Source organism: Aeromonas sp. MdU4, assembly GCF_041929505.1.
Lineage (GTDB): Bacteria > Pseudomonadota > Gammaproteobacteria > Enterobacterales > Aeromonadaceae > Aeromonas.
Genome location: NZ_JBHFMW010000023.1, coordinates 259,715 through 286,544, shown reverse-complemented (window position 1 = coordinate 286,544; position 26,830 = coordinate 259,715). Strand labels below are relative to the sequence as shown.

At 60.4% G+C, this 26,830-nt stretch carries 25 protein-coding genes; 14 read left to right on the top strand and 11 right to left on the bottom strand.

Going from position 1 to position 26,830, the window contains the following annotated elements; translation table 11 throughout:
- Nucleotides 1-7 precede the first annotated feature (7 nt).
- From mobA to ACE1BR_RS13600, 4 genes are all read right to left on the bottom strand, one after another.
- The gene (mobA, locus tag ACE1BR_RS13615) at nucleotides 8-652 is read right to left on the bottom strand and encodes a molybdenum cofactor guanylyltransferase MobA (protein ID WP_374871099.1); all 645 of its coding nucleotides are present in this window, start codon (nucleotides 650-652) and stop codon (nucleotides 8-10) included.
- Nucleotides 624-1,319, bottom strand: a complete 696-nt coding sequence (locus ACE1BR_RS13610) for an ATP-binding cassette domain-containing protein (RefSeq protein WP_374871097.1) — start codon at nucleotides 1,317-1,319, stop codon at nucleotides 624-626. Before ACE1BR_RS13610 ends, mobA begins: the two co-directional genes overlap by 29 nt.
- A gap of 28 nt (nucleotides 1,320-1,347) precedes the next feature.
- Nucleotides 1,348-2,049: an ABC transporter permease gene (locus tag ACE1BR_RS13605; RefSeq protein WP_374871117.1), complete on the bottom strand. Its 702-nt coding sequence runs from the start codon at nucleotides 2,047-2,049 to the stop codon at nucleotides 1,348-1,350.
- Between the two features lie 64 nt (nucleotides 2,050-2,113).
- Nucleotides 2,114-2,944, bottom strand: coding sequence for a substrate-binding domain-containing protein (locus ACE1BR_RS13600; RefSeq protein WP_374871095.1), 831 nt, complete (start codon nucleotides 2,942-2,944; stop codon nucleotides 2,114-2,116).
- A gap of 255 nt (nucleotides 2,945-3,199) precedes the next feature.
- Here ACE1BR_RS13600 and ACE1BR_RS13595 point away from each other — a divergent pair, with 255 nt between their 5' ends.
- Nucleotides 3,200-4,555, top strand: a complete 1,356-nt coding sequence (locus tag ACE1BR_RS13595) for a sigma-54-dependent transcriptional regulator (RefSeq protein ID WP_374871093.1) — start codon at nucleotides 3,200-3,202, stop codon at nucleotides 4,553-4,555.
- Between the two features lie 25 nt (nucleotides 4,556-4,580).
- On the top strand, nucleotides 4,581-6,695 hold the full coding sequence (locus tag ACE1BR_RS13590; protein WP_374871091.1) for a cache domain-containing protein: 2,115 nt from the start codon (nucleotides 4,581-4,583) through the stop codon (nucleotides 6,693-6,695).
- Between the two features lie 387 nt (nucleotides 6,696-7,082).
- Here ACE1BR_RS13590 and ACE1BR_RS13585 read toward each other — a convergent pair whose 3' ends face one another.
- The 3 genes from ACE1BR_RS13585 to ACE1BR_RS13575 all read right to left on the bottom strand — a co-directional run bounded on the left by ACE1BR_RS13585 (nucleotide 7,083) and on the right by ACE1BR_RS13575 (nucleotide 9,923).
- Nucleotides 7,083-7,949: a substrate-binding domain-containing protein gene (locus ACE1BR_RS13585; RefSeq protein WP_374871115.1), complete on the bottom strand. Its 867-nt coding sequence runs from the start codon at nucleotides 7,947-7,949 to the stop codon at nucleotides 7,083-7,085.
- A 101-nt stretch (nucleotides 7,950-8,050) separates the two neighbouring features.
- A complete protein-coding gene (locus ACE1BR_RS13580; protein WP_374871089.1) occupies nucleotides 8,051-8,908 on the bottom strand; it encodes a formate dehydrogenase accessory sulfurtransferase FdhD in 858 nt (285 codons plus the stop codon).
- 106 nt (nucleotides 8,909-9,014) lie between these two features.
- Nucleotides 9,015-9,923 carry a nuclease-related domain-containing protein gene (locus ACE1BR_RS13575; protein WP_201965615.1) on the bottom strand — a complete coding sequence of 303 codons (909 nt, stop codon included), beginning with the start codon at nucleotides 9,921-9,923 and terminating at the stop codon, nucleotides 9,015-9,017.
- 313 nt (nucleotides 9,924-10,236) lie between these two features.
- Here ACE1BR_RS13575 and ACE1BR_RS13570 point away from each other — a divergent pair, with 313 nt between their 5' ends.
- The 8 genes from ACE1BR_RS13570 to ACE1BR_RS13535 all read left to right on the top strand — a co-directional run bounded on the left by ACE1BR_RS13570 (nucleotide 10,237) and on the right by ACE1BR_RS13535 (nucleotide 18,706).
- The gene (locus tag ACE1BR_RS13570; RefSeq protein ID WP_374871087.1) at nucleotides 10,237-10,815 is read left to right on the top strand and encodes a DUF3305 domain-containing protein; all 579 of its coding nucleotides are present in this window, start codon (nucleotides 10,237-10,239) and stop codon (nucleotides 10,813-10,815) included.
- A complete protein-coding gene (locus ACE1BR_RS13565) occupies nucleotides 10,808-11,407 on the top strand; it encodes a DUF3306 domain-containing protein (protein WP_374871085.1) in 600 nt (199 codons plus the stop codon). Before ACE1BR_RS13570 ends, ACE1BR_RS13565 begins: the two co-directional genes overlap by 8 nt.
- A 103-nt stretch (nucleotides 11,408-11,510) precedes the next feature.
- Nucleotides 11,511-13,289 carry a 4Fe-4S binding protein gene (locus ACE1BR_RS13560; protein WP_374871083.1) on the top strand — a complete coding sequence of 593 codons (1,779 nt, stop codon included), beginning with the start codon at nucleotides 11,511-11,513 and terminating at the stop codon, nucleotides 13,287-13,289.
- Nucleotides 13,290-13,299: 10 nt separating this feature from the next.
- Nucleotides 13,300-13,920 (top strand): molecular chaperone, encoded by a 621-nt coding sequence (locus ACE1BR_RS13555; RefSeq protein WP_374871081.1) that lies wholly within the window; start codon nucleotides 13,300-13,302, stop codon nucleotides 13,918-13,920.
- Nucleotides 13,921-14,003: 83 nt separating this feature from the next.
- Nucleotides 14,004-14,207, top strand: coding sequence for a transcriptional initiation protein Tat (locus ACE1BR_RS13550; protein WP_021229865.1), 204 nt, complete (start codon nucleotides 14,004-14,006; stop codon nucleotides 14,205-14,207).
- Nucleotides 14,208-14,230: 23 nt separating this feature from the next.
- On the top strand, nucleotides 14,231-17,107 hold the full coding sequence (locus ACE1BR_RS13545; protein WP_374871079.1) for a formate dehydrogenase subunit alpha: 2,877 nt from the start codon (nucleotides 14,231-14,233) through the stop codon (nucleotides 17,105-17,107).
- Between the two features lie 4 nt (nucleotides 17,108-17,111).
- Nucleotides 17,112-17,738, top strand: a complete 627-nt coding sequence (gene fdh3B / locus ACE1BR_RS13540; RefSeq protein ID WP_005334799.1) for a formate dehydrogenase FDH3 subunit beta — start codon at nucleotides 17,112-17,114, stop codon at nucleotides 17,736-17,738.
- Nucleotides 17,735-18,706, top strand: coding sequence for a formate dehydrogenase subunit gamma (locus ACE1BR_RS13535; protein WP_374871077.1), 972 nt, complete (start codon nucleotides 17,735-17,737; stop codon nucleotides 18,704-18,706). The genes fdh3B and ACE1BR_RS13535 overlap by 4 nt, the downstream gene beginning before the upstream one ends.
- Before the next feature lie 73 nt (nucleotides 18,707-18,779).
- Here ACE1BR_RS13535 and ACE1BR_RS13530 read toward each other — a convergent pair whose 3' ends face one another.
- On the bottom strand, nucleotides 18,780-19,928 hold the full coding sequence (locus tag ACE1BR_RS13530; protein WP_374871075.1) for a response regulator: 1,149 nt from the start codon (nucleotides 19,926-19,928) through the stop codon (nucleotides 18,780-18,782).
- A gap of 150 nt (nucleotides 19,929-20,078) precedes the next feature.
- Between ACE1BR_RS13530 and ACE1BR_RS13525 the strand changes: the two genes are divergently transcribed.
- Entirely contained in the window at nucleotides 20,079-20,495 is a 417-nt protein-coding gene (locus tag ACE1BR_RS13525; RefSeq protein WP_374871073.1) for a DNA breaking-rejoining protein, read from the top strand.
- Between the two features lie 218 nt (nucleotides 20,496-20,713).
- Entirely contained in the window at nucleotides 20,714-22,429 is a 1,716-nt protein-coding gene (locus tag ACE1BR_RS13520) for an NAD-dependent malic enzyme (RefSeq protein ID WP_374871071.1), read from the top strand.
- Between the two features lie 90 nt (nucleotides 22,430-22,519).
- Here the strand turns inward: ACE1BR_RS13520 and ACE1BR_RS13515 are convergent, their stop codons facing one another.
- The 3 genes from ACE1BR_RS13515 to ACE1BR_RS13505 are packed head-to-tail and all read right to left on the bottom strand — an operon-like array spanning nucleotide 22,520 to nucleotide 24,317.
- Entirely contained in the window at nucleotides 22,520-22,858 is a 339-nt protein-coding gene (locus ACE1BR_RS13515) for an RT0821/Lpp0805 family surface protein (RefSeq protein WP_374871069.1), read from the bottom strand.
- Between the two features lie 5 nt (nucleotides 22,859-22,863).
- Nucleotides 22,864-24,009 (bottom strand): hypothetical protein, encoded by a 1,146-nt coding sequence (locus ACE1BR_RS13510; protein ID WP_374871067.1) that lies wholly within the window; start codon nucleotides 24,007-24,009, stop codon nucleotides 22,864-22,866.
- 32 nt (nucleotides 24,010-24,041) lie between these two features.
- Complete coding sequence (locus ACE1BR_RS13505; protein WP_374871065.1) at nucleotides 24,042-24,317, bottom strand: hypothetical protein; 276 nt, start codon at nucleotides 24,315-24,317, stop codon at nucleotides 24,042-24,044.
- On the opposite strand from ACE1BR_RS13505, the gene ACE1BR_RS13500 reads away from it, so the two are divergent.
- Together ACE1BR_RS13500 and ACE1BR_RS13495 are read left to right on the top strand one after the other, a co-directional pair.
- Nucleotides 24,316-25,554, top strand: coding sequence for a uracil-xanthine permease family protein (locus ACE1BR_RS13500; RefSeq protein ID WP_374871063.1), 1,239 nt, complete (start codon nucleotides 24,316-24,318; stop codon nucleotides 25,552-25,554). The genes ACE1BR_RS13505 and ACE1BR_RS13500 overlap by 2 nt on opposite strands.
- 534 nt (nucleotides 25,555-26,088) lie before the next feature.
- Complete coding sequence (locus tag ACE1BR_RS13495; protein ID WP_374871113.1) at nucleotides 26,089-26,820, top strand: substrate-binding periplasmic protein; 732 nt, start codon at nucleotides 26,089-26,091, stop codon at nucleotides 26,818-26,820.
- The last annotated feature ends 10 nt before the right edge of the window (nucleotides 26,821-26,830 follow it).

Genomic DNA, 26,830 nt, shown 5'->3' with positions numbered 1-26,830 from the left:
GCCGGGGTCATGGGGTGACTCCTTGTTGGGGGGCAGTAACCGAGCCAAGCAGACGGGCCTCGTAGGCGGCCAGTTCGTCCGGGCTGTTGAGATTGATAAAGGCATCCGGCTGATCGGCAAAACTCACCACCGCCATGTTGTGGCGGGCAAACCAGATGTCTATCTTGCGTTCACCCTCGGCCAGTGCGGCGCACAGGGAGGGAAGCAGGGATTTGTGCAGCAGGGCCACCACGGGTTGCAGCCAGTCACCATCATGGGCGACCACTAGCTCGGTATCCGGGGTCAGGGCGGTGCGAAAGCGGCTCATCAGATCGGTTGGCAGGGCGGGGCCGTCGCAGGGGACGAACAGCACCCAGTCGTGACGGGCGGCGGCAAGACCCGCCTGCATGCCTGCCAGCGGGCCGAGATAGTCACAGTTGTCATCGCTGATGACTGGTGCCAGCGCCTGATAGCGGGCCTGACTGCGGTTGGCGTTGATCAGCACCTCATCCACCTGGGGGCGCAACCGCGCCAGAACGTGGTCGATAAGGGGGCGTCCCGCCAGTGCTACCCATCCCTTGTCTTCGCCCCCCATCCGGGTGGCGCGGCCTCCTGCCAGGATCACTGCTGATACGGCAAAGGGCTCAGAGTGGCTGTCGCTTTTTGAAGTCATGTCGCTCGATGATTTTTAAAGGGGTCGTCTCTTGCAGCTGGCCTCGGGCGAGGGTCCATTGCCGCTCGCACAGGGAGGTCAATGCATTGCTCTGATGGCTGATGACCACCAGGCCGCTGCCATGTTCCCGCAGATCTTGCGCCAATGCAGCCATCAGGGCAACCGAATGTGCATCCAGATTGGCGGTGGGCTCGTCCATCAGCAGAAAAGCGGGTTGCAGCGCCCAGGCGCGGGCCATGGCCAGCCGCTGCCGCTCACCGCCCGACAGAATGCTGATGTGCTCGCGGGCCAGCCCCTCCAGCTCGACCCGGCGCAGCGCTTCGAACACCCGCACCTCGCTGCCGGGCTGTTTATCCAGCGCCCAGGCGACATTGTCGTGCACGGTGCGATCAAACAGGTAAGGGGTCTGGTGCAGATAGATAACCCGTCCCGGCCCGAGATCCCGCTTGAGTAACCGGTTGAGCCGCAGTTGCCAGCGTCCCGGCAGGTTGGTGTGGCCGCGGGTAGGGGGGAGCAGCCCCGCCAGGATCTTGAGCAGGGTGGTCTTGCCCACCCCGTTGGCACCGTGCAGCCAGATGGCATCCCCCGCCGTGATGGAGAGACGCTCAATCTCGAACAGCTGGCGTTCGCCAAAGCGCATCGTCAGCTGATGGGCGGTCAGAGCCATGGAGTACTCCTGTGGGTTGCGGGCATGGTCAATTTTTCAGATAGCTCTGGCCGCGACAGGCGGTGAGCAGCAAGTTGAGCAGCAGGGCAAGGGTGAGCAGCACAATGCCAAGGGCCACCCCCTGAGTGAAGGCCCCTTTCTGGGTCTCCAGCGCGATGGCGGTGGGGATGTTGCGGGTAAAGTGCAAGATGTTGCCCCCCACCATCATGGAGCAACCCACCTCGGTGACGATGCGGCTGAAGGCGCCGATCACTGCCGCCAACAGGCCAAAGCGGCACTCGTGCATCAGCCCGAGCAGCGCCTTGGGCCAGGATACGCCCAGCGTCAGGGCGGTCTCCCAGGCGCGGCGGTCACTCTGCACAAAGGCGGCGTGAGCCATGGTGGCGATGACCGGAAAGGCGATCAGCATCTGCCCCGCCACCATCGCCTGCTGGGTAAAGAGCAGCTTCCAGTCGCCAAAGGGGCCAGCTCGCGACAGCAACATATAAAGCAGCAGGCCGATCACCACGGTGGGCACCGACTGCAGGGTGTTGATGCAGGAGAGCCAGAGCCAGCGGCCGGGTAGCGGCAGGTAGGCCAAGGCAAAGCCCAGCAGCAGCGCTGGCAGCAGCACCAGCAGCAGGGCGATGCCGGAGACGGAAAAAGAGACCCCCACCACCTGCCACAGTTCGGTATCACCGTTGAACAGCAGGGCGAGGGCCGCCAGGGTCGTGTCGAGCAGCGTCATCAGGCGCCTCCCCCGTCAGGGTTCAGGGGGAGGACCAGCTGTGCCGCCATATCGGTTGGTACGGGCATTACTTGGTGTTGGCGTCAGCCACGAACAGTGCTTGACCAGCTACCTTGAAGTCGCCGATCAGCTTCTGACCATGCTCGGAGACCAGCCAGTTTTTCAGGGTGCGGGCCCCTTCGGTGTTGAGATCCGGGTAACGCTTGGGGTTGACCAGGATCACCTGATAGGGGTTGAACAGGCGCTTGTCGCCTTCCAGCAGGACGGTGAGATCCAGCTTGCTCTGATAGGCGAGCCAGGTGCCGCGGTCGGTCAGGGTGTAGGCACCCAGCTCGGAGGCCATGGTCAGGGTCGGACCCATTCCCTGGCCGATGGATTTGTAACCGGCAAAATCGGGTTTGACGTTAGTGGCTTGCCACAGGGTCTTCTCCTTGATGTGGGTACCGGACTCGTCACCGCGGGAGATAAAGGTCTGTCCCTTCTCTTTGATTGCCTGCAGCGCCTGAGCCGCGTCGTGCAGTTTGGCCAGACCGGCCGGATCCTTGGCCGGGCCGACAATGACGAAGTCGTTGTACATCAGGTGCACCGGCTCGATGCCAAAGCCTGCGTCGACGAACTTCTTCTCGGCAGAGGGGGCGTGGACCATCACCAGATCCGCATCGCCATTCTCACCCATCTTCAGGCTCTGGCCGGTACCGGCCGCCATCACCTGCACCGGGTAGCCGGTCTCCTTGGTGAACTGGGGCAGCAGCCAGCCCAGCAGACCGGACTGTTCGGTGCTGGTGGTGGTGGCGAGGCGGATCGGCGTCTTGGTCGCCTCGGCATGGGCCGCACCGGCGATCAGCAGGCTGGCGGCAAGGGAGAGGGCAAAACGTTTGAGATTGGTTTTTATCGTCATCTTGATGCAACTTTTTCTGAGTGGATAGAGAGAGGCAGTGAATAAGCAAGCGGGGTGCCAAACTGTACCTTTTTGGTTTCATTTGCAATTTTGCTATTAAAAACAGAATCTTATTGAAATCAATTAGGTGAGCTCGTTATCGCTTTTAATAATTGGTGTTGGTGCTTTTGATAATAGAAGGACAAAATGTCCCACTAAGGTTCCGGTTATCGGGACATTCTCCGACCTTACGTGCATCCGAGGTACTTTTTTTCCATGACAGCTCCTCTTAGCCGCTGGTCTGCCCTCTCTCTGCTCATCGTCGACGATGAGTCCGGCATGCGCAGCTTTCTGGCCAAGGCGCTGGCCAAGCGCTTCGCCCAGATCGAGACTGCCGCCAGCGTGGAGGAGGCGGAAGCCCTGCGCTGCCGTCTCCACTTCGATCTCATCATCGCCGACATCCGGCTGCCGGGGCGCTCCGGCATCGAGTGGCACGAGGCGATCGATCCCGCTACCCGCCGCAGCGACATCATCTTCATGACCGGTTTTGGTGACATGGAGACCGCCCTCAAGGCGCTGCGTCTTGGGGCCAGCGACTTTATTCTCAAACCCTTCAATCTCGATCAGATGGTGCAGGCGGTGGATCGGGTCATCGAGCGCCGCCAGATGGAGCGGGAGAATCTGCTGTTGCGCCGGGAGGTGAGCAAGCTGTTCCCGCCCACCCTGATCGGCGACAGCGCCAAGACCCGTGAGCTCAAGACGCTCATCGCCAGAGTGGCGCCCTCTAACGCCGCCGTGTTGGTGGAGGGAGAGTCCGGCACCGGCAAGGAGCTGGTAGCCCGCGCGCTCCATCAGCTCTCTGGCCGGATGGGGGCCTTCGTGCCCCTCAACTGCGCCTCCATCGCGCCGGAGCTGCTCGAAAGCGAGCTGTTTGGCCACGTGCAGGGGGCCTTTACCGGTGCCCGCAAGGGGCGTGACGGCCTGTTCCGGGTCGCCCATCAGGGCACCCTGTTTCTCGACGAGATCGGCGAGATGCCGCTGGCCATGCAGGCTGCCCTGCTGCGGGCGCTGGAGCAGAAAGCCATTCGTCCGGTTGGTGCCGAGCGCGAACTGGCGGTGGATGTGCGCATCGTCGCCGCCACCAATCGCAATCTGAGAGCTGAGGTGGAGGCGGGCCGCTTTCGCGAAGATCTCTTCTATCGCCTCAACGTGGTGGCGTTGCCGGTGGCCCCGCTGCGCGAGCGGATCGACGACATCCCCGCGCTGGTGCATCACTTTACCCGCCAGCTTACCGCCGAGATGGGCATGGGCAGCCTAAGCTGGACTCATGAGGATGTGGTGGCGATGCAGGCTTATCCCTGGCCCGGCAACGTACGGGAGCTGCGCAACCTCATCGAGCGTTGTCTGTTGCTGGGCAAACCGCCTGCCGATTACTGGCAGAGCTGCAAGGGGGCCGAACAGGGGGCGAGCGAGGAGGGCTATCCACTGGAGTGGCCGCTGTCTGAAGTAGAAAAGGCGCACATTCTGCAAGTGGTGGCGAACCACGATGGCAACAAGTCGGCGGCTTCCCGGGTGCTCGGGGTGGCGCGCAAGACACTGGATCGCAAGTTCAAGGAGTGGGCCATCGAATGAGGATCGCCGATCGGAAGGTGTTGCAATGACGCAGAGCCTGTTGTCACGCTGCGTACGAACCCTGCTGCCCCGCTGTGTGCGAACGAAAGTACGCTGGCGCCTGCTGCTGCTCACCTCGGTGCCCATCATGCTGACTCTGGCGGGCATGATAGGGCTGACTCTCTACTGGACCCTCACCTACAGCTGGCAAAACCTGCTTACCACGGTGCGCAGTGATCTCGGGGTGGCCCACCATGCGGTGAGCGTGCAACAGCAGCGTCAGACCGAGCATCTGGAACACCTGCGTGATGCCTGGGCTTTCCAGCTGCGGCTGCGGGAATCGCCGGATCAGTTGCAGGATTGGGTGATGCCGCTGGCGGCCAACTATGGCCTCGACTTTCTGCGTCTGCGCACCGGTGCCGCGCTGGATCAACTGACGGCGCAGGAGCGTTCAGCCCTTGCCGCCGGGCACAGCGTCAGCCACTTCGTGGTCTGGTCGCAGCAGGAGATGGGGGAGCTCTCCCCGATACTGGCCAAGCGGGCGGTGCTGTGGCAAAGCGATGGCAGCAAGGCGGTGGAGACGCGGGGTCTGATCAGTCTGGCACTGACTCCGGTGCTGGCCCGCGACGGCTCGCTTTGGGCGGTACTGGAGGGGGGCGAGCTGATTAACGGCAGCACCCGGCTGGTGGACGAGCTCAAGGGGCAGGTGTTTGCCAAAAACACCCTGCCGGAGGGGAGCATAGGCACAGTCACCCTGTTTCTCGATGATCTGCGGGTAAGCACCAACGTACCGGTCAGCAGCAGTCGCCAGATTGGCCGTGCGGTGGGTACCCGGGTCTCGCCGCCGGTGCGTGAACAGGTGCTGGGACGAGGCGAGATGTGGGTCGACCGCGCCTTCGTCCACGACGCCTGGTATGTGTCGGGCTACGAGCCATTGCTGGGCGCCAGGGGCGAGCGGATCGGCATGCTCTATGTGGGCTTTCTCGAGTGGCCCATCATCCGCACCTACCTCACCAATCTGGTGGAGCTGGGTTCTGGCGTAGTGGTGTTGCTGTTGCTCTCGGGCCTGCTGGTCTATCGCAGTGCGCGGGATCTCTTCACCCCCATCGAGCGGATGCACAAGGTGGTGCGGCAGGTGCAGGCGGGGGAGTCGGCTCGCATCGGGCCGCTGGCCCTCGACCCCGACCACGAGCTGGCCCAGCTCGGTCGCCAGTTCGATGCCATGCTGGACCAGCAAGAGGCGCACCAGCAGCAGATGGCCCGCAGCGCCGACGAGCTGGAGCAGAAGGTGGCCGAGCGCACCCAAAGCCTCAAGCAGAAGACTGCCGAGCTGGAGGAGCATATCCATATGCTGACCGAGGCGCGCCAGCAGCTGCTCATCAGCGAGAAGCTGGCGGCCCTTGGTGAGCTCTCGGCTGGCGTTGCCCACGAGATCAACAACCCGCTGGCGGTGATCCTCGGCAACGTGGAGCTGATGAAGCTGGAACTGGGGGAGGCGGCCGAGCCGGTCAGTGAGGAGCTGGCGCTGGTGCTGACCCAGATCGAGCGCATTCGCGCCATCACCCGCAGCCTGCTGCAATATTCCCGCCCCGGCGACTACGAGACGGCGCCGGTGTGGCAGCACCTCAACCCCATCATCGAGGAGAGCCTGACTCTGGTGCGCTCCGCTCTGCGCCAGCAGCAGGTGGCGCTGGTGGCCGACCTCAAGGCCCAGCAACCCATCGAGGCGGATCGCCAGCAGTTGCTACAGGTGCTGATAAACCTCTTGGTCAACGCCAGCCACGCGCTGGGGGAGCAGGGGGAGATCCGGGTCGAGAGCCGCGACTGGTTCGATGAGGCGGGCGTGTTGCAGGGGGCGCTGGTGCGGGTCATCGACAACGGCAGCGGCATCGAGGCGGCCATCATGGACAAGATCTTCGATCCCTTCTTCACCACCCGCGCCGGCGGCACCGGGCTGGGGCTGGCCCTGAGTCACCGCATCATCAGCCGCTGGGGCGGCGAGCTGTTGGTGGACTCCACCCCGGGGCAGGGCAGCTGCTTTACCGTGCGGCTGCGCAGCCACGCCCTGCTGCCAAGCGGCGGCGAACCGGCCCAGCTCGAAGGGTGGCGCATTGCGCTTCATGCCGAGGGGTATGACTCCGGCGGCGAGCGCAGTCAGTAACCCTTCACCTGCGCGCAACTGCAAAAATCCCCGAGCAAGCCTTGGGGATTTTTTTATGGCGGTTCTGGCGGATCGGAGGGGGCTGTTGCAGGGCTGGCTGGGCCGACCTTGATGGCCTCTCTGGGGCAAAACTGTCGGTATAAATTAAATTTATGGGTTTTGCCAAAATAGCCCAATTTTAACTTATACCGATCGCTAACCCGTTCTGTACCTTTGCCAGAGGTTGCTGGGGGTCGCCAGCGCACTCCCTCCGATCTGGGGGGAAGATGATGAAGAGGCGTAGTGCCAAGAGCGTCAGGCAGAGGCAGGCAAACCGTCTCGCAGGCCGGGCGGCCAGCGAGACGGGAATTACTGGAGAGGGGGAAGGTTAAGGTCGTGCTGGGCCGCTTACTGCGGGCTCCACACCAGCTTGCCGCTTTGGGTCAGGTCATAGCCGCCGAGGCGGGCCGCCAGCTCGCGCCCCTCGGGGGATTGCAGCCAGCTGATCAGCTGTTGCAGCAGGGTGCGAAAGAAGACCCCCTGCGGCATCACCAGATCGAAGCACTCCTGCGACAGCGGCATAAAGCCGAGGCCAAACTCGGTGGCGGTGCTCTGGGCACCGGGCCCGACGTCCGCATCGCCACGGCTGATGGCGGCAGCCAGCTCCCGCTCGCTGTTGACCTCGAGGGTGCGCTCCAGCCGAGTCAGCGACTCCCCTTGCGTTTGCAGCCACTCCTGCAGGGCGCGCTGGCTGCCAGCCCCCTCCTGACGCATGGCCCAGCGCCAGTCGAGCGCCTCTTTCGCCTCTTTGGGTTGCAGCCCTTGCCGCAGCACCAGCCCCTGCACCCGGCGAAATCCATGAACGATCACCCATTGCCGGTGGCCCTGATACTGCTGCACCAGCGCGGGATGGCGCAGGTGCGCCTCCTCGGCCTGCCCCCAGTGGATGGCGCAGAGATCCACATGGCCGCGTGCCAGCATCGCCAGCCCCTGCCGGGTGCCGCACGGGGTGTAGCCCACCAGTGCCTGGGTGCCGAGCTGCCGGGCCAAGCGGCTGCTGGCATAGTGCAGCAGCACATCGTCCGAGCCCGCCAGCAGCAGGCGGTCGTTCATCACCCCCTCGTGGCAGCTGCCGAGCAGCCAGCGATCGAGCAGGGATCGGGGAAACAGCCACTTGCCGGTCGCCTTGGTGGCGGGGATGCGCGCCTCGTTGGCGAGCTGGTAGACCTTCTTCTCGTTGAGATCGAGATACTCCGCCACCTGCTTCACATTCATAAATTCGTTCATGGCTTGTTCCTGACCCCTGTGGTGGCCTGTGTGGTGGCGTGATCAAGATACAGAGCGATCTGTTCGGCACTTATAAACTCGTTCATTGCCTAGTCTCGCACCCCACGACCGGCCGAACCGGGCGCCAACACCGGCGGCTTCTCGTCCAGTACGATATGGTCGTGGCCGCTGAATACCTCGAAGTGGCGCCCCTTGGCACGGGCAATCATGGTGATACCGAGCTGGCGGGCGAGATCCAGCCCCATCTGGGTGACGCCGGAGCGCGACAGCAGCACCGGAATGCCCATCTGCGCCACCTTGATCACCATCTCCGAGGTGAGCCGCCCGGTGGTGTAGAAGATCTTGTCGTGGCCAGCCTCGCCGCGCATCCAGAGCTCGCCCGCCAGAGTATCCACCGCATTGTGGCGCCCCACATCCTCGACAAAGGAGAGGATTTCGCTGCCGCGACAGATGGCGCAGCCATGCACCGCACCGGCCATCTTGTAGGTTTCGTTATGGGCCGACAGCGCCTTGAGCAGGGCATAGAGGGTGCTCTGTTTAAGCTCGGGCGCTGCCAAGACCACCCCTTCGAGCTTCTTCATCACGCTGCCATACATGGTGCCCTGACCGCAGCCGGAGGTGACCGTCTTCTTCTCCAGCGATTTGTCGAGATCGGCGGCCTGCTGGCTGCTCACCACGGCGGCGGCCTCGCTCTCCCAGTCGACAATCACCGACTCGATGGCCGAGATATCCTCGATAAAGCCCTGATTTTTCAGATAACCCAGCACCAGCGCCTCGGGGCGGGCCCCCAGCGTCATCAGGGTTACGATTTCCTTCCAGTTGAGGTAGACCGTCAGTGGCCGCTCACAGGCGATTTGGCGGGTTTGCAGCGTGCCCTGCTCATCCATCACCTCGACGGCCATGGTGAGTTGGGCGGCTGCATTGCTTTTGATAAAGGTCGGTGTCATGGGCCCCTCGCGACCGGTTGCCGGGATCTAAGGGGAGGGGCACAGCAAGTTTTGTTCCAGATTACTTTGGGCGAGATTCTCTCTGTGGAGCCAGTGAGTTCCCTGTTCAGCCAGATTTGGCTACATCCCGGACTTTTTGCTCGACTTGATAGGCAATGGCCTGAATTTGCGAGAGTTCAAGGGTTCCAACGCGAAACTGATGCAGTAACTTTGGCAGTGCCGAAGGGTTTACCACATAGGGTGATATTGCTTTTTGCCGCAAATCCACAAACCAGCCAGGTAGCACCAATATCCCCCCAACGGGAATATCGTTGCCTGTGGCGCTGTTGAGCCAGTTGCGAACCGAGGTGACGTTACGGCGAACCTGCTCCAATGGTTCTGTTTCCGTATGATTGGGAAAATGGAGAGCATCATTTTCAACCCGAACTTTGAACTGCTTTGCACCATCGTTGATGGGCTTGGATCTGCCTTTGGTTTCTATGACGAATACCCCATTGGGGCAGATGATCAGGTGATCTATGTTGAAGTTATCAAAGGGAATATCGTGGTAGACCCGATAGGGGTGTTGAGGTGGGCGCACGATTTGATCCAGCTCTTGACCGACAGCAAGTTCGCATGAATACCCCAGTTTGAGGTGCTGCAGCCGTTTTGCTGTTTTGTAAGTTTTGGTGGTGCCATAGGTGAAGATCCCCAGCATTACGATCCCGATGAAAAGCAAGACTGTGGAGGTAATGGCCGTATTCTGCATGTAGTTCTGCAGCAGGACGTAAAACCCCATCATCATCATGATCAATGGAGTGAAGAATATTTGGGAAAAAAGGTCTATTTGCAGATCCTGGATTTGCTGCTGAAGTGTATGACCTGCTGGTCGCAGGAGATCTGCGGTTAACGGACTGACGTTGTGTGAACGCAGCCTTTTTCTTATCAACAAGATTATCCCTACTGATAAGAGAATTGGCCCCAAGAACAAGCCAGTGGCCGCCAGGATAGAGACAACAAGCGAAGAGAATTCCATTTCGAACGTCTTTGTTGGTACGTGACGTTCTAGCGTAGCGGCCCTGTAAGAGTCTATCAATATGATTTTGCGTTAGTTAATTGTTTATAAAGCTAAAAGTTAGACGCTAAATCCTCTGTCATTGCGCCATGTTCTGAATGCGCGATCATCCGAATGAGATTCGCTAATCGAGCTGCCGAAACCCCATCCCGCCTTGGCCCCACTCTTGCTAAGTCTTATCCCATTAATGGCCGTGGCCGCCCTGAATCTTCTGCTCTGAACCGCTCCGAACGGGGTGGATCACGGGGGAGGGCGGCCCGGCAGAGACCTTCTGATGGGAGCCGTGACAGTGCAAGAGACAACCAAACCCCTCTCCCCGCAGCGCTGGCTGCAACTGGAGTTAAAGGCCATCGACAGCCAGGTTGGCCGCTGGCAGAGCCGCCGTTTCGAGATTGCGGCGCTCCACCCCGCCGAACCTGAGGCTGCCGGTGCCTTGCCCCTGACCCTGTTTCGCGATGAGCGGGGGGATTATCGCTTCAATCTGAGCTCCGGCTCGCCCCGCCTCTTTGTCACCGGAAGCCGCGTGGACAGTGGCTTTGTGGCCGATGGCCTGACCCTGAGCCAGACCGTGGCCGCTGCCTATATGGATGGCGAGCGGCAGGTGCTCTCCTGCCCGCTGCCCGAGGCGCTGCAAGCCTGGGTGGAGGCCTTTATCGGCCGCCACGGCGAGCTGCTGGAGGCCCGTCGCAAGGGCAAGAAGGGCAAGGGGCGAGCGCAGGATCAGCTCGGTGTCGATACGGTAGATCAAGCCAGCTGCGGCGCCGTCAAGGCCACCGGTCCCGATGGCCGCGAGCGTGACAGCGACGCCGGAGCCATTGCCGTAAACAAGGCCGGAAACAGTGCCCATGAGTGAGTTTCTCAAGCGCTGGTCGTCGCGCAAGAGCGAGGCGCGCAAGCATCAGGCATTGCAGCCGAGGGAAGAGGTTATCCTCGAGGCGGTTGCCGCTCCCATAGAAGGCAGTGGCGAAGATGAAACTCCAGATACTGCGCTGGATAGCACCGTAGTCAGCACTGACAAGGGGAGCTGTGGATCCCTTGCCGTTGAGGGGGCCGAGAGTGGCGAACCGCCGCTGAAAACGGCCCAGCCGGGCAAGGCCAAACTCCCCGACAAGGAGGCGCTGCGGGCCATGTTTCGCACTCACAAGCCGGATGGGCTCGACGACTACACCCAGGATTTCAGCCAGCCCGAATTGCTGCCCGCGGCCCTGACTGCCGGCCTGCGCAACTGGCTGGTGGAGCAGGTGACTGCCCCTGACAGCGAATCGGTCAATCCGGCCAGCGTATCCGCTGAACCGGTGGCGCTTGCCAGCGAACCTGCCGCCGAGCCGCACGGGCTGGCTGATAACCATTCTCAAACCCCCACCGATCATCGGGACATTTTGGTTGACCATGATGGACAAAATGTCCCAACCAGAAGTGGGGGAATGGAACCCTCAGGATCCTGACTCCCTGTCAGTCACTTTTTTTCCGGGGGAGTTGGCTCGCCTCTTGCTCTCTCGGCTTACCAACAAGCGCCCATCCCATGAGGTGGCGCGCGCAGGAGTGTATGTGAGCACTGAACAAACATTGCCAAATCTGAGCCCAAATCTGGCCTCCAATCTTGCCCATGGGGCGGGGGCGGCCGAGCATAACGCGCGCGCTCGCGCCTATGCCCTGCAGCATACGGTCAAGACCGACAACCTGATCCCGGCCACTGTCTCTTACCAGAGTCAGGGGCGCCTGCTGCTGGTCGGCCCGGAAGATCGCATTCGCCGCGCCGCCAGCCTGCTGCCTGCCGGGGTGAAGCCCACTCTGCTAGTGAGCGAAGCGGTCCACGATGCCGAGGCGGCCGATCTCGAAACCATCTTCGATGCCACCGCATCCCTCGCGGCCCTGACCCTGCGCGAACCGGGCCTGACAGGGTATCTGGGGCAGTTCCAGCTCACCGGCCTCAATGGTCAGGGTGAGCGGGTTAATCTGGCTGTGCTTTGCTTCCCACAACAAGGCTTTCCACAACAAGCGACTGCTGTTAGTGAACAGCCACGCGCACCGCGCTTTGATCTGGTGGCCGATCTGGGCCGCGCCCCGCTCTTTGCGCTGGAGCGCCCGCCGGTCGGTTATCTGCATCTTGCCGATGATGCTGGCTTGGCCGAACGACTCGCCGAGCAACTCGCAGAACTTTGCGCGCTGACCGGTATCTTTGACAAGCCGCGCTATTTTCGCCTCGACCCCGAGGCCTGCGCCTTTACCGCCCGTGGCGTGCCCGGTTGCAGTCGCTGCCTCGATGTCTGCCCGACCGATGCCCTCAAACCCATCAATGGTCGCATCCAGATCGATCCCCATCTCTGTCAGGGTTTCGGCAGTTGTGCCTCGGCCTGTCCGACCGGGGCGATTGCCTATCACCAGCCCGATGCCAACACCAGCGGCGACTACCTGTTCCGTCTGCTCAAGCACTACCGGGAGGTGGGCGGCGAAGCGCCGCAGTTGCTAGTCGCCGGTGAAAGCGAGCGTGACTGGGTGGAAGCCGAACTCACCCGCTTGCCCGCCAACTGGCTGCCAGTCTGGGTGGAGGAGAGCGCGAGTTTGGGGATAGAGAGCTGGCTGGCCGCTCTCACCTACGGCGCCAGCGCGGTGCGCATTGCGCTGGGTGACGATGCCCCCGCCAGCGTCCGTGCGCTGGTTGAGCGGGAGCTGGCGAGCGCCGCCGTGCTCTTGGCGGGCGCCGGTCTCGCTGCCGATCGCATCGCCCTGTTTAACCCGGATGCTGGTGAGCCTGTTTCCGGCCAGCCAGCCCTTGCACTGCTGGAGAAGCCGCTCAAGGGGGATAAACGGGAGAACCTGTTTGCCGCCTTCGATGCTCTCTGGCAGGCCAATGAGGGGAGCCGCGAGCCGCTGGTTGTGCCCCACGGCGCCCCTTACGGCTGCGTGGAGCTGAAAGACGCTGACTGCACCCTTTGCATGGGCTGCGTGGCGGTCTGCCCGAGCCGCGCCCTGCATGCGGTGGGTCATGCGCCGGGCCTCAACTTTATCGAGCAGGACTGCATCCAGTGCGGCATGTGTGAAAAGGCCTGCCCCGAGCAGGCCATCGTGCTGATGCCCCGCTTGCAGCCTGTGCCCGAGGCGCGCCGCGCCGTGCAGAGCCTGAAAGCCGAAGAGGCGGCCTGCTGCATTCGCTGTGGCAAGCCGTTTGCGCCAGCCTCCCTTATCCGCCGCATCCAGCAGAAACTGGCCGGTCACTCCCACTTCCAGAACGAGGCCGCCCAGCGGCTGCTGATGTGTGAGGAGTGCCGGGCCAAGGATGTGTTTGCAGCGCTGGCGGCGGATCCCGTCTCCCAGCTCAAGGTGTGAGGGGTCGGTGATGAGTGAACAACATAACGAAAAGGCTGGCGAACTGACCATGACCGAACTGGAACAGAGCAGCGCCGATCTCTACGCCCTGCTGGCAAGCCTCTGGCGCGCCGCTCCCCGTGGCGAACAGCTCGCATGGCTGCAAGGCCTGCAAGCCATGCCCGGCCCTTTTGCCAGAGGGCTGGGGTTGGTGCAGCTGGCGGCCATTAGCCACCACGAAAACGAGCTTGCCGAGGAGTATCAGGATCTCTTTATCGGGCTGGGGCGCGGTGAAATCGTGCCGTTTGCCTCCTGGTATCTCACCGGCTCTTTGATGGAGCTGCCGCTGGCGGTGCTGCGCGCAGATCTCCAGTCGCTGGGTTTCGAGCGCCAGAGCGGAGTGTGCGAGCCGGAAGATCATCTGGCCGCCCTGTGTGAGGTGATGGCGGTACTGGTTGCCGAGCAACACCCGGAGCGCAACCGCTTCTATGAGCGCCACCTTGCCCCCTGGGTACTCGCCTGCTGCCGCGATCAGCAACAGGCGAAGGGGGGCAGCTTCTATCGGGCGGTCGGAGCCCTTGCCGAAGACTTTTTCAAACTGGAGCAGGATCTGCGCCTGCCCTTTGGCGCTTGTGTGGTGAACCACTCGTAAGAGGGGCCTGCAAGCGAGACAACACACACCATTCGTAGCTATGCCGGTCGCTGGCCGGTCATAACAACAGAGGTCACAGAAAGATGAGCGATGAAAAGCTGAAAGACCCGTCCCGCCGCAATCTGATCAAGGGAGTTGGCGTGGTCGCCACCATAGGCGTATTGGCCGGTGCCACCGGTCGGGTGGTGGGCAAAGAGGTGCTGACCCACGACACCGAGCCTGACAAGGGCTATCGGGAGACCCCCCATGTTCACGACTTTTATCGCACCCTGCGCGGCACTGACTGAGCCGGATCAGTGAAGGAGAACTCATGAAACTGACAAAACGTGCCGAGCAGCCCCAAGCGGGCGAGCAGGGCAATGAGGCTATTTGCGGTCAGGGGCTGACCCGTCGCGCCTTTATGGTCAACTCTGGTCTGGTGGCCGGTGGCGCCGTGGCCGCCGGTTGGCTGGCCCCTGCCATGATGCAGCGGGCCGAGGCCAAAACCGTGGCGGCCGAGGTGCCGGTCGAGGTGAAGCGCACCATCTGCTCCCACTGCTCGGTGGGCTGCGGCGTCTATGCCGAGGTGCAGAACGGCGTCTGGACCGGTCAGGAGCCAGCATTCGATCACCCCTTCAACCTTGGCGGTCATTGCGCCAAAGGGGCGGCCCTGCGCGAGCATGGTCACGGTGAGCGTCGCCTCAAGTACCCGATGAAGCTGGTGGGCGGCAAGTGGCAGCGCATCAGTTGGGATCAGGCCATCGAAGAGGTGGGCAACGAAGTGCTGCGTCTGCGCAAGGAGTCCGGCCCCGACAGTGTCTACTGGCTCGGCTCCGCCAAGCACTCCAACGAGCAGGCCTACCTGTTTCGCAAGATGGCGTCCCTGTGGGGCACCAACAACGTGGATCACCAGGCGCGGATCTGCCACTCCACCACGGTGGCTGGCGTCGCCAACACCTGGGGCTACGGCGCCATGACCAATAGCCTGAACGACATGCACAACAGCAAGTCGATCATGTTTATCGGCTCCAACCCGGCGGAGGCCCACCCGGTGGCCATGCAGCACATCCTGTTGGCCAAAGAGCGCAACGGCTGCAAGATCCTGGTAGTTGACCCGCGTCGCACCCGCACCGCCGCCAAGGCGGACATGTACCTCTCCCTGCGTCCGGGCACCGACGTCGCCTTTATCTGGGGCATGCTCTGGCACATCTTCAAGAACGGCTGGGAAGACAAGGAGTTCATCCGCACCCGCGTCTACGGCATGGACGAGGTGCAAAAAGAGGTGGCGCGCTGGACTCCGGCCGAAGTTGAGCGGGTGACCGGCCTCAACGAACAGCAGGTCTATGGCGCCGCCAAACTGCTGGCCGACAACCGTCCCGGCTGCGTGGTCTGGTGCATGGGCGGCACCCAGCACACCACCGGCAACAACAACACCCGCGCTTACTGTATCCTCGAACTGGCCCTCGGCAACGTGGGCAAGAGCGGGGCTGGCACCAACATCTTCCGTGGTCACGACAACGTGCAGGGTGCCACTGACTTTGGCGTCACCTCCGACTCCCTGCCCGGTTACTACGGGTTGGAAGAGGGCTCCTGGAAGCACTGGGCCCGGGTGTGGGATGTGGATTACGAGTGGATCAAGGCCCGTTTCGACAACAAGGCCTACAACGGCAAGTTGCCGATGAATAACAACGGCATTCCGGTCTCCCGCTGGGTGGACGGGGTGCTGGAGAACGCCGACCTTATCGAGCAGGGCTCCAACATCCGCGCCATGTTCTACTGGGGCCATGCGGTCAACTCCCAGACTCGCGGTCCCGAGATGAAGAAGGCGATGCAAAAGCTCGACATGATGGTGATTGTCGACCCGTATCCCACCGTTGCCTCGGTGATGAACGATCGCACCGACGGCGTCTACCTGCTGCCAGCCACTACCCAGTTCGAGACTTATGGTTCCGTCACCGCCACCAACCGCTCTATGCAGTGGCGCGACAAGGTGATAGAACCCCTGTTCGAATCCAAGGTCGACCACGAGATCATGTATCTGCTGAGCAAGAAACTCGGCTTTGCCGACCAGCTGTTCAAGCACATCAAGGTGGAGAACAACCAGCCACTGCTGGAAGACATCACCCGCGAATACAACCGCGGCATGTGGAGCGTGGGCTACACCGGCCAGAGCCCGGAGCGGCTCAAGGCACACCAGCAGAACTGGCACACCTTCCACAAGACCAACCTCAAGGCCGAGGGTGGCCCGGTCAGTGGCGAAGTGTACGGTCTGCCCTGGCCCTGCTGGGGCACCCCGGAGATGAAACACCCCGGTAGCCACATCCTCTACGACACCAGTATTCCGGTCTCGGAAGGGGGTGGCGGTTTCCGCGCCCGTTTCGGCATCGAGTATCAGGGCGTCTCGCTGCTCGCCGAAGATTCCTGGCCGAAGGGGAGCGAAGTGGAAGACGGCTATCCCGAGATCACCGCCGACCTGATGAAACAGCTCGGCTGGTGGGATGAGCTGACCGAGGCCGAGAAGAAAGAGGCCGAGGGCAAGAACTGGAAGACCGACCTCTCCGGCGGCATTCAGCGGGTGGCCATCAAACATGGCTTCGTGCCCTATGGCAACGCCAAGGCGCGCTGCGTGGTGTGGACCTTCCCGGATCAGGTGCCCAAGCACCGTGAGCCGCTCTACACCCCGCGCCGTGATCTGCTGGCCGACTATGCCACCTGGCCCGATGCCAAGAGCCTGTGGCGCCTGCCGACCCAATATGCCTCGGTGCAGGAGAAGGACGTCAGCAAGGAGTTCCCGATCATCCTCACCTCCGGCCGTCTGGTGGAGTACGAGGGGGGCGGTGACGAGACCCGCTCCAACCCCTGGCTGGCTGAATTGCAGCAGGAGATGTTCGTCGAGATGAACCCGGCGGATGCCAACGATGTCGGCGTGCGCGACGGTCAGGATGTGTGGGTCGAGGGGCCGGAAGGTGGCAGAGTTAAAGTGAAGGCGCTGGTGACCCCGCGGGTCAAACCGGGGCTCGCCTTTATGCCGTTCCACTTCGGCGGCCACTTCGAGGGCAAGGATCTGCGATCCAAATATCCGGAAGGGTCTGACCCTTATGTGCTGGGGGAGTCGGTCAACATAGTCACCACCTATGGCTATGACCCGGTCACCCAGATGCAGGAGACCAAGGTCACCCTGTGCCGTTTTCGCAAAGTAGGAGCCTGATCCCATGGCCAGAATGAAATTCATGTGTGACACCAAGCGCTGCATCGAGTGCAACGGCTGTGTGACGGCGTGCAAGAACGAGAACGACGATGCCCTCGAGTGGGGCATCCAGCGCCGCCGGGTAGTGACCCTCAACGACGGCCTGCCGGGTGAGACCTCTATCTCGGTCGCCTGCATGCACTGCACCGACGCCCCCTGCATGGCGGTCTGCCCGGCCGACTGCTTCTATCACACCGACGACGGCATCGTGCTGCACAACAAGGATCTCTGCATCGGTTGCGGCTACTGCCTGTTCGCTTGTCCGTTCGGTGCCCCCCAGTTCCCGAAAACCGCCGCCTTTGGCGATCGGGGCAAGATGGACAAGTGCACCTTCTGCGCTGGTGGCCCGGAAGAGGATCACAGCGAGGCGGAGCGCCAGAAGTACGGAGCCAACCGCATCGCCGAGGGCAAGCTGCCCATGTGTGCCGAGCTCTGCTCTACCAAGGCGCTGCTGGCAGGGGATGCGCAGGTTATCTCCGACATCTTCCGCGAGCGGGTTGCCTATCGCGGTGCCAAGGATGCTGCCTGGGGTAACGGCGATGAGCTGTTCCACGACGCCAGCAAGCTGAACAAGCAGGGAGGGGCGGCATGAAAACCTGGCTAATGGCCCTGTTTGCTGCCCTGCTGCTGGTGAGTACCGCAAGTTTCGCCGACGCCGAGAAAGAGGCGGTCGGCTTTGCCGGCGCCGACTACTGGCGGGCGGTGAAGGATGGGCAGGAGGGGTACACCACCTCCCGCTCGCCGGAGCACGGGGTGCTGATCTCGGTGCCGGGTCAGCTCTGGTTCGAGGTGAAGACCAAGTGGGTGTCGCCGCTCGGCGCCATCGCTATCTTCGGCTCCTTGGCCATGTGCGGCCTGATGTACTGGGTGGTGGGGCCGACCAGGCTCTCCAAGCCGCGTACCGGGCGCAAGCTCAAGCGCTGGAGCAGACTGGATCGGGCGCTGCACTGGACCACGGCGGGCATGTTCCTGACCCTCTCCGGCTCGGGGCTGGCCATTATCTACGGCAAGCACTTCATCAAGCCGGTGGTGAGCCTCGGGGTGTGGGAGAACTGGATCTGGTTCGCCAAGGTGTTCCACAACTACGTGGGGCCGCTCTTCTTCCTCTGCCTGATGGGAGTGCTCATCAAGTGGTTCCGCCACAACATCGTCAACATGGTGGATGTGCAGTGGTTCATGAAGGCGGGCGGCATGCTGGGGCCCCACAAGGGGAGTCACCCCTCGGCGGGCTTCTCCAACGGCGGCGAGAAGGCGATCTTCTGGCTGCTGATCTGGTTTGGCGGCATCGTGGTGGCGACCGGGCTGTTCCTCGACTTCCCCATCTTCGGCCAGCTGCGTCGCCAGATGGAGTGGGCCAGCTTTATCCATATCGTGGGGGCGTTGATCCTCATCTGCGGCTTCATCTTCCATATCTACATGGGCCTGTTCCAGCTGGAAGGGGCGCTGGAGGGGATGATCAGCGGCGAGGTGGACGAGACCTGGGCCAAGGAGCACCACGATCTCTGGTATGAAGAGGTAAAACACAAGCTCGACGAGCCCAAGGCGAACAAACCGGGCTGACGGTTTGGCAAAGATAATGTGAAGGGGCGCTGATGCGCCCCTTTTTGTTGTTCGCTTTCCTCTGCTCGGTGGCTCAGGTCACCGGTTTGAGCGGGAGGCGGATCTCGTAGCGCAATCCCTCGCCCGGCGGGCTGGTCACATTGACCGAACCGCGCAAATTGTTCTCCACCAGATTGTGGATGCGGCAGGCGCTGAGCCCGCAGTGGTTGGCATTGCCACGCATCGTAGTAAAGAAGGGTTCAAACAGGCGTGGCAGCTTGTCCGCGGGCATGCCGGGGCCCGAGTCCTGATAGACGAGCAGCAGTGAGCCCTCATTTTGTGCGATCTGAACTGTGATGCTGTGTTCCCTGTTGCCGTGAAAGGCGTGATCCATGCTGTTTTTCAGCAGCTCCTGCAGCAGGTCGACAAAGAGAGGTTCAGGGGCGGTCATGGTGACCTCACTCCCCTCAAAATGGGGGGTGATTCTGGCGATCTGCAGTTCAGGGCTGAATGCCTGCAACATCTGCTGGATACACTCCTTCACCGCGAAGGGGCGCGCTTCTTGTTCTTTCTGATCGCGGGTCAGCTCCTTGAAGCGGGTGATAAGCAGGGCGACCCGGCGCAGGCTGGACTCCACCAGTTCGGTACCCTCCTTGATGTCAGTCAGTTGCTGGTTAAGCAGCCGCTGGCCCAGTACCCCATTTTTTACCGCATTGGCCAGCAGGTCACCGGCGCCCTGGATCAGGCTGGAGGCGGTGATGCCGACTCCTACCGGGGTGTTGATCTCGTGGGCGATACCGGCGGTGAGCTGAAACAGGCCCTGATAGAGCTGCAGTTTCGCCTGTTGGCGGCCCAGCTCCCGCAGGCGCAGCTGGTTTTGTACCCGGGCCAGTACCTCCAGCTGGTGAAACGGTTTGGATACATAGTCACAGCCCCCGGCTTGAAATGCTTGTTCGAGCGCGCTGACATCGCTGTTGGCGCTGATAAAGATGATGGGCAGTCCCCAGAGGCCCTGCTGCTGTTTGATGCGGCGACACGCCTCGTAACCATCCATCACCGGCATGTTGATATCCATCAGGATCAGGTCAGGGGTGGCCCGAGCAACGGCCTCTACGGCCTGTTGGCCGTCTGCCGCTTCCAGCACCTGATAGCCAGCCTCCTCGAGCAGGCTGCGCAGGATATAGCGGTTGGAGGCCATATCATCGACGACAAGAATGTTGTGTATGGTGTTGGTGCTTGACATAGAGGGGCGCGTTTCCATGCGATGAGCCTGATGTTCAGCATAGTTGTTCATCTTGGGCATATATTTACAAATCACGGCTGACGTGAATCAGCGGGAGATTTGGGAACCTGCGGGCAACTGCATGTGTACATCGTCGTAATGGAGTGGAGTATGAAGATGAAAAAAGCGTTATTGGCAACGATATGTTCGGTCGGGTTGTTAGGGGGGCTCTCGGCGTTGCCAGTATTGGCTGCTGACGGGATCAAGACTCAGCAGGTGCAGTTCAAGAAGGGGGAGTCCGGGGCAACCATCAATGGCACCATTCAGGGGGGCCAGACCCTCGACTACAAACTGACGGCTAACAAGGGCCAAAGTATGGCGGTGATCCTCACTGGTAAACCCTACTTCAATATTTTGCCCCCCGGCAGCCAGGGGGAGGCGATCTTTATCGGCTCAACGGAAGGGAACAACTTTGAGGCGACTCTGCCCGCCAAGGGGACCTACACCATTAGGGTCTATCAAATGGGGGCAGCCGAGAGCAGCCACGCCAAGACCAAGTTCAAGCTGGAGGTGGGCATCAGCGGTTAGGTCTGCTGCGAGTCGGGGCATAACAACACGGTGGCAATTGCCACCGTGTTGTTATGCGGAAGGGCGACGTGATCCGGGGACCGATTTTGAATTCGTTTTTGGCCGCAGGGTATGCCCAAGCTCACAATATTCACTTACTAAACGTCATATGATTGATTTCATTACGAGTCTCTATCTCCTGCCGAATGGCAACTTCACGTAAATCAAAGAGAATGACTATGGCTACCGGACAATATCTGCTGTGGAAAGATGCACAGGGACAAGATTTTCGCCCCGTTGCACTGACAGGTACCAACCTGCTCAATGATCGTAATCTCAATAAGGGCACTGCCTTCACCGAACAGGAACGTGCCGATTTCGAGCTTGATGGCTTGTTGCCGCCTCAGGTTCAAACGTTTGAAGCCCAGCTGGATCGGGTTTATGAAGGGTTCAAGAGCGCAAGCAGCGACATTGAGAAGTACCAGAACCTGCGTGCGCTGCAGGATCGCAACGAGACTCTCTTTTATGCCCTGTTGTCACGCCATGTAGAGGAGATGACTCCCTACATTTATACCCCGACGGTAGGCAAGGCGTGCCAGGAGTTCAGTCACCGCTTCCAGAAGCCGCGCGGCCTCTACATTACCCCTGACAACGTGGATGACATGGGCAGCCAGGCTCACCATTTCGATGCCAAGTCGATCCGCATCATCGTAGTGACCGATAGCCAGGGCATTCTGGGGATCGGCGACCAAGGGGTCGGCGGCATGGGTATTCCGATCGGCAAACTGGCTCTCTATACCCTGGGGGCGGGCATCCACCCGGCCTGCTGCATGCCGATTGCGCTGGATGTGGGTACCGACAACCAGAAACTGCTGGATGACCCCATGTACCTCGGTCGCCCGCACAAGCGGATCCGCGGTAAAGAGTATGAGGAGTTCATCGACAAGTTCGTGCAGGGGGTCAAGCGCCACTTCCCCAACGCCGTGCTGCAGTGGGAAGATTTCAGTAAATCCAACGCTTTCAACAATCTGGCCCGCTATCAGCAGTCACTGCCATCATTCAACGATGACATTCAGGGCACAGGTGCCGTGGTGTTGGCCGGTATCATCGGAGCGGTCAAGGTCAAGGGTGAGACCCTGGGCCAGCAGAACTATCTGGTCTATGGCGCCGGTGCAGGTGGGGTCGGTGTTGCAGATCAGATCTGCGCGGGGATGATCCGCGAGGGGATGGATCCGCAAGCCGCGCGGGATCGCATCTACATTCTGGATACTCAGGGGTTGGTGTGTGACAACCGTGAGGGGCTTGACGAGTACAAGCGTCGCTATGCCAAACCGGGGTTGCTGCTGGCAGGCTGGGATACCGAAGTGCCCGGCAAGGCCAACCTGACCGATGTGCTGCGTCATGTGCCCATCACCGTATTGCTGGGAACCAGTGGCTCGGGCGGCGCCTTCAAGGAAGAGCACGTCCAGCTGATGCAGAAGCATTGCGAACGCCCCATGGTGTTCCCGCTCTCCAACCCGACCGCCAACTGCGAAGCGTTGCCGGAGGATATCTACAACTGGAGCCAGGGCAAGGCTATCGTCGCGACAGGTAGCCCGTTCAAGGATGTGCACTACGACGGGCAGGATTTCCGGGTAGGGCAGGGCAACAACGTCTTTATCTTCCCCGGTGTGGGACTGGCGGCCATTGTCAGCCAGATCCGCGAGATCACCCCGGATATCTTCACCACCGCTGCTTTTGCGCTGGCCGAGTGCGTGAGTGAGGTCGATCTGGCGAAGGGTGCTGTCTATCCGCGCATTCGCGAGTTGCGTAACATTTCTGTGCATGTGGCAACGGCTGTGCTGAAGGACATCGTACGTCGTGATCCTTCTCATCCGCTGATTGGTCAGGATCTGCATCAGCATATTTTGACCCATATGTGGGAGCCGGTTTACCTGCCTTATCGTCGGGTATAACGTCGAACCCATTACCCGGATCAGAATTGACCCGTGGATATGGCAAGGGGGGAGCGAAGCTCCCCCCTTTCATTTATTGCCGGTGGCTCGTCAGTTTCGTAATGGCCGCCAGCGACCATCCTGATTGCGGCAGGCAGTATCCTGCCACTGCTGACTGGCCTTGCCGATATAGAGTTGTTCGCGATAGTCGCGACACCACTCCCCGCTGGCATGGCGGAAGGTGCGCAGCGGCGTGACGCTGCCCGAGTGACGGTTGGCCGGATTGAACCAGGTGAGGCTCTGCCCTTTGGTACGGGTTTCCAGCGCGTTGGCGAGCGCTTGATTGGCCAACTGAACATCCGCTTTATCCATCTGATGATAAAGAGGAGCGTTGTCGACCGTGCTACAGCCTATGAGGCCGGTAAGGATCAGTGGCAACAGATAGCGCATTCCGGTTACTCCTGCTCGTTAAAGCCATTGTTGATCAGGGCTTGCTCCTGCTCATCGGTGAGAGTCTGCTGGCGATCGTCCGGCGTACCATCTCCTCTTAACTTGTTACCGTTGGCATCGACGGCATCTATGCCATTGTCATCGACTGAGCCATCGCCTCTTAGCTTGTTGCCGTTGGCATCGACGGCATCTATGCCATTGTCATCGACCGAGCCATCGCCTCTTAGCTTGTTGCCGTTGGCATCTATGGTATCCACGCTATTATCATCCAATCCATTGCCCAGCCCACGGCCACCTGCGTGTTGTTCACCACCGGCATGTCGCTCACCTCCGGCATGCTCTGCCTGGCTGTGATCATTATCGCTGCCACCGCCGCTGTCGTTGCCACCGTCGCTATCGCTGCCACCGCCGCTGTCGCTGCCACCGCCGCTATCGCTGCCACCGCCGCTATCGCTGCCACCGCCGCTATCGCTGCCACCGCCGCTATCGCTGCCACCGCCGCTATCGCTGCCACCGCCGCTATCGCTGCCTCCGTCACCATCCTTGTTGTGAACGATCAAGTCATTGGCGATATAGCTGTGGCTGCCATCAAGTATCAGATTGAAGAGTGCTGTGGTGGGAGGGGCCTCAATCCAGGAGAGCGATTCAACCAGCAGTATCTCTGGCTCTGGTTGCAGGGCCAGGTTGCCAGTCACGCTCCCGTGTGCCGGGCGGCAAATGATCTGCATGCCGGTAAATAGCGGTAGTACTGTCAGCTGCGAATTTTCGGCTCGGGTCATGGCGGGTGAGATGGCAGCCCAACCACGAGTCGTTAGTAGAGGATGTTCCGCTGTAAAAAATGGGGCCAGATGGTTGATCCCGTAGAGTCTGCGCTCGCCCAATATAACCTGTTCGACGGCCAGGATCCGGTTGCTGCCGCCATGTTGATCCTGTACTCGTTCACCTGCCTGGAGTGTCTCTATGGGACGTACGGAGCCATCTGCCATTGTGATGCGCGTACCGGCGATGAAGCAGGATTTTGCATAAGCCTGATTTACTTGCCACTCATTGTGGGTGAAATCATAACTAAACGGGGTCGCAAACAGGGCGAGAGCGATAGCAGAGCCGATCAGTATTCTGCGCGGACTGGCTTTGAATGGAAGCTGTGGCATGGGGGACTCCTTGTCCATTTTGGTGCACAGAGTTAATTATAGAGTGCCCCCTGATTGGTGCCCGTCAGACCATGAACACAATAAACAGGATGGAAAAACGATTGTCGTCCGTTGAAATGATGCGTAAAATCACATACTCGATGCTTGTAGCAACGAATCCCGCCTAAAAAGCCAGTTTCATGCCCTTCCCAAGCAGTAAAAGGTAACATTTGACGCCATTGTGCGCGTTTTGTGCCTTGAAAACGTCTTGCGATAACTGAAAAATGTAAAATATACCTGTCAGTTGTCAAAAAATTAAGGACATCCATGTTTTCCTTAGTCAAGCAAAGTGTCGCCGGGCTGCAAATCCTGTTTGTTGCCTTCGGCGCCATGGTTCTGGTGCCTCTGCTCACCGGATTGAACCCCTCCATGGCCCTGCTTGGCGCCGGTGTGGGCACCCTGCTGTTCCAGCTCTGCACTCGCCGCCAGGTCCCGATTTTCCTCGGTTCCAGCTTTGCCTTCATTGCCCCCATCATTTATGCCACCCAGACCTGGGGATTGCCATCCACCATGTTTGGCCTGTTTGCCGCCGGTTTCATGTATTTCATTCTGGCAGCGCTGATCCGGGCAAAAGGGATGGGATTTGTGCACAAATTACTGCCTCCTGTGGTGATTGGCCCGGTGATCATGGTGATCGGCCTCTCTGTGGCACAGGTCGCCTGTAACATGGCGATGGGCCGTGCTGGTGGTGAACAGGTCGTCCCAGCTGGCACAGCACTGACGCTGGCTGGTATCTCGCTGGCAGTCACCCTGATTGCAGCCGTGTTTTGCAAGGGGTGGATCAAGCTGATCCCCATCCTGTGCGGCGTGATAGCCGGTTATGTCTCTGCCGTGCTGATGGGACAGGTTAACTTCGATGGTCTGATCAACACCCCCTGGTTGGCGCTGCCTCATTTCGAAACGCCGGAGATCAACTGGGCCGCTGCCCTGTTCATGCTGCCGGTGGCGATTGCTCCCTGTATCGAGCATATCGGTGGCGTGCTGGCCATCGGCGGTGTGACCGGGCAGGACTACACTAAAAATCCGGGTCTGCACCGTACTCTGGCCGGTGACGGCATCGGCGTCTGCTTCGCCGGTTTCATCGGTGGCCCACCTGTGACCACTTATGCTGAAGTGACTGGCGCCGTGATGATCACCCGCAACTTCAATCCGGTCACCATGACCTGGGCCGCCGTGTTCGCCATCATTCTGGCCTTCTTTGGCAAGTTCAATGCGCTGCTCACTTCCATCCCCATGCCGGTGATGGGCGGTATCATGCTGCTGCTATTCGGATCCATCGCTGCCATCGGTCTTAAAACGCTGGTGGAGTCCAAGGTTGATCTGGGGCTGTCACGCAACATTGCTATCGTGGCCGTGACCTTGACCGTGGGGGTTGGTGCACTGGAGATGAAGATTGGAGACTTCGCTCTGGCTGGTGTCGGTCTGGCCTCGGTGGCTGCTATCCTGCTCAACCTGATCCTGCCTGCTCACTCCGAAGAGGGGGTGATGGATTCTGCCAAGGATTGAGCTCTGCCAGACGGTTAATCGTGATATTCAGAAGGCCACCTTGCGGTGGCTTTCTTTTTTCTATCTGTCTTGTCCTGATGTTCGACACACAACGTGGGGCGAGTGAGAGGGTGGCACTCATATTTGACGTATCCCTCTTCGTGGCCTTAGCTAAATGACAGGTTTCGCTCTTCGGCTGTCTTGAGCAGGATGAGAAAATGGATGTTGGGGTTCTCAATCATTTTTTCTTGACCGTAGTCGCACATCATCAAGGTCCTGGCTCCCTATATACCGGGGGCCGGTGCGCATCATGTGGCGTCACATCAATAGTCTCTTTCCCTCTTGTGATCCTTCCCTGGTCATCTTCCCCTGTTAGTTCATCATTTCAGCTGTTGGTACCGGAACGCTGCCTGGATTTGTTTGCTGCTGCGCATCTGCTGTGCGGGCGGTGAGCCGTGAAAACCGGCACGACCCTGTCGGGGTCATGATAGTCCAGCCATCCGTGATCGTGATGGCTGGCGTTTAGGGATGAATGGCAAACAAAGCGAGGTTGCGATGAACTATCAACTGTTGTGGAAAGGAGCCCTGTTTTCTGTCTCTTCAATGCTGGTAATGGGGTCAGCCCAGGCGGTACCACTCAATGTGATGACCGAAGATTACCCTCCTTTCAACATGCAAGGGGAGGGAGGCAAGATTATCGGGCTCTCCACCGAGGTGGTCGAAGAGCTGCTAAAACGTGCCGGGGTGGAGTACAAACTGACGCTGATGCCCTGGAAACGGGCTTATGAAGATACCCTTAGCACACCCAATACCGCGCTTTACTCCACCACGCGTACTCCGGAACGGGAGGCTTTGTTCAAATGGGTGGGGCCTCTGGTCAATAACAACTGGGTGTTCTTTTCCAGCTCGACGGCCAATATCACGGTCAAATCGCTGGAGGATGCCAAACAGTATTCGGTCGGTGGCTATAACGGGGATGCCGCAGCCGATTACCTCAAGGCTCAGGGATTTTCCAAGTTGCAGCTGGCTGCCAATGACACGGCCAATGTGAAGAAGCTGGAGGCTGGTCGTATCGATCTGTGGGCAACCGGTCAATATCTTGCGCCCTATCTGGCGAACAAGGAGAAGGTCGCCAGTCCCAAGCCGGTCTTTGTTTTCAAGGAAACCCAGATGAGTTTGGCGTTTAACAAGGATACGCCCGATGAGCTCATCACCAAGCTCAACGAGATCCTCGCTGCCATGAAGGCGGATGGCACCATCGAGAAGATCAACGCCAAGTACCAGTAATTCGCACTGT

Coding starts and splice junctions, on each gene's coding strand:
- ACE1BR_RS13545 (WP_374871079.1), top strand. CDS start 14,231: ATGAAACTGACAAAACGTGCCGAGCAGCCCCAAGCGGGCGAGCAGGGC.
- ACE1BR_RS13505 (WP_374871065.1), bottom strand. CDS start 24,317: ATGGATGTCCTTAATTTTTTGACAACTGACAGGTATATTTTACATTTT.
- ACE1BR_RS13530 (WP_374871075.1), bottom strand. CDS start 19,928: ATGTCAAGCACCAACACCATACACAACATTCTTGTCGTCGATGATATG.
- ACE1BR_RS13565 (WP_374871085.1), top strand. CDS start 10,808: ATGAGTGAGTTTCTCAAGCGCTGGTCGTCGCGCAAGAGCGAGGCGCGC.
- ACE1BR_RS13555 (WP_374871081.1), top strand. CDS start 13,300: ATGAGTGAACAACATAACGAAAAGGCTGGCGAACTGACCATGACCGAA.
- ACE1BR_RS13600 (WP_374871095.1), bottom strand. CDS start 2,944: ATGACGATAAAAACCAATCTCAAACGTTTTGCCCTCTCCCTTGCCGCC.
- ACE1BR_RS13570 (WP_374871087.1), top strand. CDS start 10,237: ATGGGAGCCGTGACAGTGCAAGAGACAACCAAACCCCTCTCCCCGCAG.
- ACE1BR_RS13610 (WP_374871097.1), bottom strand. CDS start 1,319: ATGGCTCTGACCGCCCATCAGCTGACGATGCGCTTTGGCGAACGCCAG.
- ACE1BR_RS13525 (WP_374871073.1), top strand. CDS start 20,079: ATGAAGATGAAAAAAGCGTTATTGGCAACGATATGTTCGGTCGGGTTG.
- ACE1BR_RS13520 (WP_374871071.1), top strand. CDS start 20,714: ATGGCTACCGGACAATATCTGCTGTGGAAAGATGCACAGGGACAAGAT.
- mobA (WP_374871099.1), bottom strand. CDS start 652: ATGACTTCAAAAAGCGACAGCCACTCTGAGCCCTTTGCCGTATCAGCA.
- ACE1BR_RS13500 (WP_374871063.1), top strand. CDS start 24,316: ATGTTTTCCTTAGTCAAGCAAAGTGTCGCCGGGCTGCAAATCCTGTTT.
- ACE1BR_RS13585 (WP_374871115.1), bottom strand. CDS start 7,949: ATGAATGTGAAGCAGGTGGCGGAGTATCTCGATCTCAACGAGAAGAAG.
- ACE1BR_RS13595 (WP_374871093.1), top strand. CDS start 3,200: ATGACAGCTCCTCTTAGCCGCTGGTCTGCCCTCTCTCTGCTCATCGTC.
- ACE1BR_RS13575 (WP_201965615.1), bottom strand. CDS start 9,923: ATGGAATTCTCTTCGCTTGTTGTCTCTATCCTGGCGGCCACTGGCTTG.
- ACE1BR_RS13495 (WP_374871113.1), top strand. CDS start 26,089: ATGAACTATCAACTGTTGTGGAAAGGAGCCCTGTTTTCTGTCTCTTCA.
- ACE1BR_RS13590 (WP_374871091.1), top strand. CDS start 4,581: ATGACGCAGAGCCTGTTGTCACGCTGCGTACGAACCCTGCTGCCCCGC.
- ACE1BR_RS13510 (WP_374871067.1), bottom strand. CDS start 24,009: ATGCCACAGCTTCCATTCAAAGCCAGTCCGCGCAGAATACTGATCGGC.
- ACE1BR_RS13580 (WP_374871089.1), bottom strand. CDS start 8,908: ATGACACCGACCTTTATCAAAAGCAATGCAGCCGCCCAACTCACCATG.
- fdh3B (WP_005334799.1), top strand. CDS start 17,112: ATGGCCAGAATGAAATTCATGTGTGACACCAAGCGCTGCATCGAGTGC.
- ACE1BR_RS13550 (WP_021229865.1), top strand. CDS start 14,004: ATGAGCGATGAAAAGCTGAAAGACCCGTCCCGCCGCAATCTGATCAAG.
- ACE1BR_RS13515 (WP_374871069.1), bottom strand. CDS start 22,858: ATGCGCTATCTGTTGCCACTGATCCTTACCGGCCTCATAGGCTGTAGC.
- ACE1BR_RS13535 (WP_374871077.1), top strand. CDS start 17,735: ATGAAAACCTGGCTAATGGCCCTGTTTGCTGCCCTGCTGCTGGTGAGT.